General features: G+C 53.5%; 8 protein-coding genes and 1 rRNA gene. 8 read left to right on the top strand and 1 reads right to left on the bottom strand.

Translation table 11 applies throughout. The annotated features are described in order from the left end of the window. Positions 1–102 (top strand): 5S ribosomal RNA (gene rrf, locus ACFSX3_RS01265); the annotation flags it as partial. 260 nt (positions 103–362) lie between these two features. Then, on the top strand, positions 363–788 hold the full coding sequence (locus tag ACFSX3_RS01260) for a hypothetical protein (protein ID WP_209994351.1): 426 nt from the start codon (positions 363–365) through the stop codon (positions 786–788). 84 nt (positions 789–872) lie between these two features. Here the strand turns inward: ACFSX3_RS01260 and ACFSX3_RS01255 are convergent, their stop codons facing one another. Continuing rightward, positions 873–1,397 (bottom strand): hypothetical protein, encoded by a 525-nt coding sequence (locus tag ACFSX3_RS01255; protein ID WP_209994352.1) that lies wholly within the window; start codon positions 1,395–1,397, stop codon positions 873–875. 210 nt (positions 1,398–1,607) lie between these two features. Between ACFSX3_RS01255 and ACFSX3_RS01250 the strand changes: the two genes are divergently transcribed. The 6 genes from ACFSX3_RS01250 to holB all read left to right on the top strand — a co-directional run bounded on the left by ACFSX3_RS01250 (position 1,608) and on the right by holB (position 6,162). After that, entirely contained in the window at positions 1,608–1,793 is a 186-nt protein-coding gene (locus tag ACFSX3_RS01250; RefSeq protein WP_209994353.1) for a sigma factor G inhibitor Gin, read from the top strand. A gap of 217 nt (positions 1,794–2,010) precedes the next feature. After that, complete coding sequence (locus ACFSX3_RS01245) at positions 2,011–3,636, top strand: aminotransferase class I/II-fold pyridoxal phosphate-dependent enzyme (protein ID WP_209994354.1); 1,626 nt, start codon at positions 2,011–2,013, stop codon at positions 3,634–3,636. Further along, positions 3,637–4,278 carry a dTMP kinase gene (gene tmk / locus ACFSX3_RS01240; protein ID WP_209994355.1) on the top strand — a complete coding sequence of 214 codons (642 nt, stop codon included), beginning with the start codon at positions 3,637–3,639 and terminating at the stop codon, positions 4,276–4,278. 114 nt (positions 4,279–4,392) lie between these two features. Beyond that, entirely contained in the window at positions 4,393–4,722 is a 330-nt protein-coding gene (locus tag ACFSX3_RS01235) for a cyclic-di-AMP receptor (RefSeq protein ID WP_036723983.1), read from the top strand. A gap of 5 nt (positions 4,723–4,727) precedes the next feature. Then, positions 4,728–5,171, top strand: coding sequence for a YaaR family protein (locus ACFSX3_RS01230; protein WP_036723982.1), 444 nt, complete (start codon positions 4,728–4,730; stop codon positions 5,169–5,171). Between the two features lie 16 nt (positions 5,172–5,187). Then, positions 5,188–6,162 (top strand): DNA polymerase III subunit delta', encoded by a 975-nt coding sequence (gene holB, locus ACFSX3_RS01225; protein WP_036696363.1) that lies wholly within the window; start codon positions 5,188–5,190, stop codon positions 6,160–6,162. Positions 6,163–6,196: the final 34 nt, after the last annotated feature.

Raw genomic sequence — 6,196 nt, 5'->3', positions numbered from 1 at the left:
GGAGGGGTTCCACACGTACCCATCCCGAACACGACCGTTAAGCCCTCCAGCGCCGATGGTACTTGGACCGAAGGGTCCTGGGAGAGTAGGACGTTGCCAAGCACATGAGCCATTGCCGATAATTCGACAATGGTTTTTTTGTATATCCACATATAAAAAAGCGGGTAGTGATACGGAAAATTAATATAAAAACGCTTACAAACGAGTGACATTTTTGTTACCGACGAGGCGATGGTTCCAAGTATAATGGAAAAGTGCAATAAATAAGCAAAAGCCTTAATACGAATGAACTACGTATAAATTCTAACTTGGAATTTTCTTGCGTCTTTAGATGCATGGTAGAGGTAAGGAGGATTTAAGGTATGAAGCGAACCCAACCTTTGTGGATATTAGTTATTCTTTGTATAGTCGGAGTAATGCTGGCGGGTTGCGGAACGAAAGAGCCGGCGTGGGATACTTTTAACGGTGCACTCAATGAGGAGGACTTCCCTGTTCCCAAAGAGGCAAGCTCTCCCGACAGAACAACTACAAATGTAGCCATGGACTATGTACGTTACTCCCTGCCGGGGCTGAAGGAGAAGAAGGGCGTACCAGAGCCTTATCTCGAGGCGATTAAAGCGTGGGGATGGGAAGAGCAGGAACAAGATCAGAATGCGGACGATTCCGGGAGCTCCCGTGTTTTTCAGAAAGAAGGACTTATTGTACACCTAACTATACATGATGATTACTTCATTGTAATGATCCCAAAGGAAAAGAAGGTCACGACCAAAGGTTTGAAGAACAGATAAAAAATCGCCGTCCGATTGTGGATGGCGATTTTTTGTGTGCATGCTTGGCCGCTTAAATACAGGGCTATGTATATCTGGTTGGGATTACTGGGCGTAATAGGAGGCATCTGCTGCATTGAACTTGAGCATTCCGTCTTTGGCTACACTGTTCAAGCGCAGCAGCGTATACAGACGGGGCAGCAGCAGCCACAGGTGACATACCGCAAGCGAAGCCGTGAAGGCGGGCGGAGCCCAGAGGATGAAGAGTGCGGCTATGCAAAGACCGATCCAGAGGTTATGCAGCTGTACGGTGCGGAAGATGCCGTAATTAATATATTGATCAGGCATGTAACCGGGCCAGGGCAGGCGCAGGGACAATCTCCAGCGCTTGGCGATAGGGTGTCCGCTAATTAGCAGCACAGAGCGTGAGATGACATACTGAATCCACAGCATGACAGGTCCGGCTATAATCATGAACAGGACACTCAGCCAGGACAGAAAGACACTTTCGAGCACAAGGCATACAAAGGGAAGGGCGAGATAGACCCGCAGCAGGAATGCTGTAATAGTAATTTTTTTGATAAGCTTGTATTGATAGAATGTAGCGGCACCTTTGGTGTTTGGTTCCATACCGGAAATTCGGACCTCCTCGCAAGTTCTCTTGTTATTAATATCGGCCTGCTCCTGCGTTTTGTTAAACAACGGGCTCAGATTCACCGAATGGGTATCGGGCGAATATATATATTTTAGGCTATTAAGGATTAGGAAAAAACTATGAAAAGGTTTAAAATGATAGAAGGTGTACCATACTGTTCTTAAAAGAGTCAAGGTGGGATGAAAATGGAACAGCAAACCGGGCAGGCCTGCATTATCTGCGGGCAGGAAAAGGAAGAAGGCATTGTGATTGTCACGCATTTCATCTGTGAAGACTGTGAGAGTGAGATGGTGCGTACGGAAGCTGAGGATGTGAAGTACAACTTTTTTATTAGCCGGATGAAGAAGATCAATCTGCAAAAGCATGCTTAATGCACGAAGCGCAGTACTTGTAACAAGTAACATATAAAGAGCGGGCGGTGGATCTGTGTCGCGTTGGCTGCAAATAGAAGGTTCCTCTTAACGGCTTCTCCGCCCTGACCGGGTGAGGGGAGCCGTTTTGTTGCTTGTGCAGTCCTTTGCGGAAGTGATAGGCGTTTGGGTGTATTTGCGTTAAAATAGAAGGTAACCCCCAGGGAAGGAAGAATCTATGGACAAGCTACAGCCTGGCAGGGCACCTGTATACGAAATGCTGGAACAATATAGACATAAGGGTAATATATCTTATCATGTGCCGGGTCACAAGAACGGAGCGGCTTACCGGAGCACGATCAGTACAGAGAGTAGTGCAGGGTACCTTACGGAAGTGATGCGTTACGATGTGACAGAGATTACCGGAACGGATGACCTTCATCATCCGGAAGGGGTTATAAGGGAAGCACAGGAGTTGGCCGCCGATTGTTATGGCGCGGAGGAGAGCTATATGCTGGTGGGCGGAAGCACCGCCGGTAATCTGGCTCTGATCCTGACGGTCTGTTCTGAGCCCGGCAGGCTGCTTATCTTGCAGCGCAACGTCCACAAGTCCGTGATCCATGGACTGATGCTGGCAGGAGCACGTGCAGTCTTCCTGGAGCCGCAGATCGACCCGGGCAGCGGCCTTGCCGTGGCCCCGTCTGCTGAGACGGTGCAGGCGGCGCTGGCAGCCTACCCGGAGGCTGCCGGAGTACTGGTTACCCTGCCGAATTACTACGGCATGGGCATTGACCTTGCGCCCCTCGCGCAGGCCTGTCACACCAGCGGCGTGCCGCTGCTGGTGGATGAGGCGCACGGGGCGCATTACGGGCAGCACCCGGCGCTTCCAGCCGGGGCGCTTGCCGGGGGCGCGGACGGCGTGGTGCAGTCCACGCATAAGATGCTGACGGCGCTGACGATGGGCGCCATGCTGCATGTGCAAGGGCCATGGCTTGACCGCGCGCTGCTGCGGCAGCGCCTGGCCATGGTGCAGAGCTCCAGCCCATCGTACCCCGTGATGGCTTCGCTTGATCTAGCAAGGCGCCTGCTGCACAGCCAGGGCGCCGGTGCCTTCACGGCGGGGCTCGCCGCCGTGGATGTCCTGCGGCGCGGCCTGGCGGCGCTGCCGCGCTTCAGGTTGCTGCAGCCGGCTTCGCTGCAGCAGCCTGTCTGCGGCGAGGCGTGCGCCGCAGAAGTGAGTACGCCGCCGCTGCACGGGGCGGCGTACGTGACCCAGGACCCCTTTAAGGCGGTCATTTATGACGCCGCAGGGGTCCTGGGGGGCTTCGAGCTGCAACGCAGGCTCGAAGAGCGGGGGATCGTGCCGGAGATGAGCGACGACCGGCACGTGGTTCTGGCCTTCAGCCTCGGCTCGAAGGCTGAGGAGGCAGCGGAGCTGCTGACAGCGCTGCAGGACATCGCAGCGCAGACCTCCTTTGCAGCGCCGCAGATAGGCGGGACCTCAGCCCAGGCAGCGTCATATAATAGCAAGGAGGGGGATGTAACCTCCCCTGGCCATATTTCCACGTGGAACAATTTCGACATTCCGGCAGTATCGGCTCCGGTTGCGTTCTCTACCAGGCCGGTGGCTGCTGGAGAGACAGAGAGCATAGAGCTTGAGGCAAGCGCCGGCAGGATTGCGGCTGAGATGGTTATTCCCTATCCGCCAGGTATTCCGCTCTTATATCCCGGAGAGAGCATTACAGCGTCTGTCTGTGACAGGCTGATCCGCCTGCGTACAGGCGGGGCGAAATTCCAGGCCTGTGCTGATCCGGCCTTACAGCATATTAAGGTATACAACATTCAGAAGGGCGGAGAAGTATAAGTGAAGCGAGATGGATTCTTCATTACACTGGAGGGAGGCGACGGCTCCGGCAAAACAACCGTACTCGGCAGGGTGGCAGCTTATCTGCAGAATCATTCCATGCCCTACTTAATCACCCGTGAACCGGGGGGGATTGAGATTGCCGAGAAGATCCGCTCTATTATCCTCGACCCGGCACATACGGCTATGGATGCCCGGACAGAGGCACTCCTGTATGCGGCGGCAAGAAGCCAGCATCTGGCGGAGGTAGTCGAGCCTGCTCTGCAGGAGGGGATTACCGTGCTCTGTGACCGTTTTGTAGACAGCAGTCTAGTCTACCAAGGGTACGCCAGAGGGCTGGGCATCGAAGAGGTGTGGGGGATTAACCGGTTTGCGACTGGCGGGAGAATGCCCGATCTTACCTTTTACCTGGATGTAGATCCCGAGGTGGGCCTGTCCCGGATTGCCGCCAATCAGAACCGGGAAGTCAACCGGCTGGATCTGGAGAGTCTTGAGTTTCACCAGAAGGTGCGGGCGGGCTATGAACTGGTTACCAGCTCCGATCCGCAGCGGATTGTGGTGCTTGATGCGGGTCGTCCCATCCATATGGTGGAGCAGGATATTGTACGTGTACTGAAGGACAGGATATTAAAGGATTTCTAAGGTGTTTTGTCAAATAAACAATAGAGGTATAATGATTGAACAGGGCTTCTCTGCATATTGAATGGATGCTGTGCGGAAAGCCTGTGAACATAACTAATAGGAGGGGATACGAAGATGAACTTGATCATTGCAATTATCCAGGATAAAGACAGCAACCGGCTATCCAGTGAACTGGTGAAGGCGAACTTCCGTGCCACCAAGCTGGCCAGTACAGGCGGATTTCTCCGTGCGGGTAACACTACCTTTTTGATTGGGGTAGATGATATTCAGGTGGATGCCGTACTCAGTGTAATCCGTAACAGCTGCAAAGTGCGCGAGCAACTGGTCACTCCGGTCACGCCGATGAGCGGTACGACAGATTCCTATTTGCCGCTTCCTGTTGAAGTGCAGGTGGGCGGAGCTACCGTATTCGTACTTCCCGTCGATCGTTTCGAGCATTATTGAGCATAATGAAGATCAACCCGGGCTACAGGCCCTTAAAAAGCGAAATGCTGACCACGGAGGCTGAGAGGCGTCCGGTCCAGCAAAAAAACTTCAACGATGTATTTCAACAGCAAAGCCAGCAGAAAACTATAGATGAGTTGAACCGTCAGATCAAAGATATCCAGCTGCAAGGCGACCGGCTCTCCAAATCCATGACTGTGCGTGAGCTATCCATCTACCGGAACCTGATCAAACGGTTTCTGGAGGAGACGGCCCGCCGCGGAGTGATCCTGAAGGATACCAAGGGCTGGGACCGGCGGGGCCGCGGCAAACGCTACAAGCTGCTCGAAGAGGTTGATGCCGCTCTGCTGAATATGGCAGATGATCTGCTGGACAGCGAGCAGGGCCGGATTGATCTCCTGGGACGGGTCGGAGAGATCCGCGGGCTGCTGATTAACCTTTCTTTCTGACAACTTGGAGGAATATATGTCTTTTCATGAACTATTAGGCCAGGAGGACGCCAAGCGGCTGCTTCAGAATGCCTTACGCAAGGATGCTGTCAGCCATGCCTATCTGTTCACGGGTCCGGCAGGCAGCGGGCAGGTGAAGATGGCTTTGACGTTCGCCCAGGCGATATTCTGTACCGCCAGCAAAGATGATGCCTGCGGAGAGTGCCTGGAATGCCGCAAGGTGGAGCATGGCAATCATCCTGATTTAACGCTGCTGCGCCCCGATGGGGCGAGCATTAAGATCGATCAGATTCGTGAACTTCAGCGTGTTTTTTCCTACCGCTCGGAAGGAATTAACCCGAAGGTTTATATTATAGAAGGAGCGGACAAAATGACGGTGCAAGCCGCGAATAGTCTGCTGAAATTCCTGGAGGAGCCGCCGGCCCCTGCGGTAGGCATTCTGATCTCCGATAACAGCAGTTCCCTGCTCCCGACGATCCAGTCCAGAACCCAGCGCATCCCGTTTAGCCCGCTCCATCCGGATATTATGCTTCAGGCGCTGTCCGGTGAAGGGGTTCCGGTGCCGCTGGCACGGTGCGCGGTGTCGCTGACTGCCGGTCTTGACGGCTGCAGGGAACTTTTGGCACAGAATTGGTTTGCAGAAATGAGAAATCTAGTGTTACAATTAGCGAAGGAGTCTCTGGGCAAGGGCAGCACTGCGGTAGCAACCGCGGGTTCGAAGCTGTTCAAGACCGGACTTGGTGAACATTTGGACACTCTATTCAGCATGTTCCACTTATGGTTCAAAGATATGCTCTACTTCCTGTACCGAAAGCACGAAAGTATCGTTTTCATAGATCAGTTAGACTTTATTTCGAGGGCTGCCCGTCAGAGGAGTACGCAGCAGTGGGTGGCTTATATGGAATATGCGGCGGAGAGCAAGCGGAAGCTGCGTTCCAATGCCAACGCCCAGCTGTGTCTGGAGCAGTTCTTAATCCGGCTGGAAAGCTAGAGGCTCGGGTTATTTATAATAGATCCTCCGGGAT

Source organism: Paenibacillus rhizoplanae, from assembly GCF_042684125.1.
Taxonomy (GTDB): domain Bacteria; phylum Bacillota; class Bacilli; order Paenibacillales; family Paenibacillaceae; genus Paenibacillus_AQ; species Paenibacillus_AQ rhizoplanae.
This window is presented reverse-complemented; position numbering and strand designations above follow the sequence as displayed.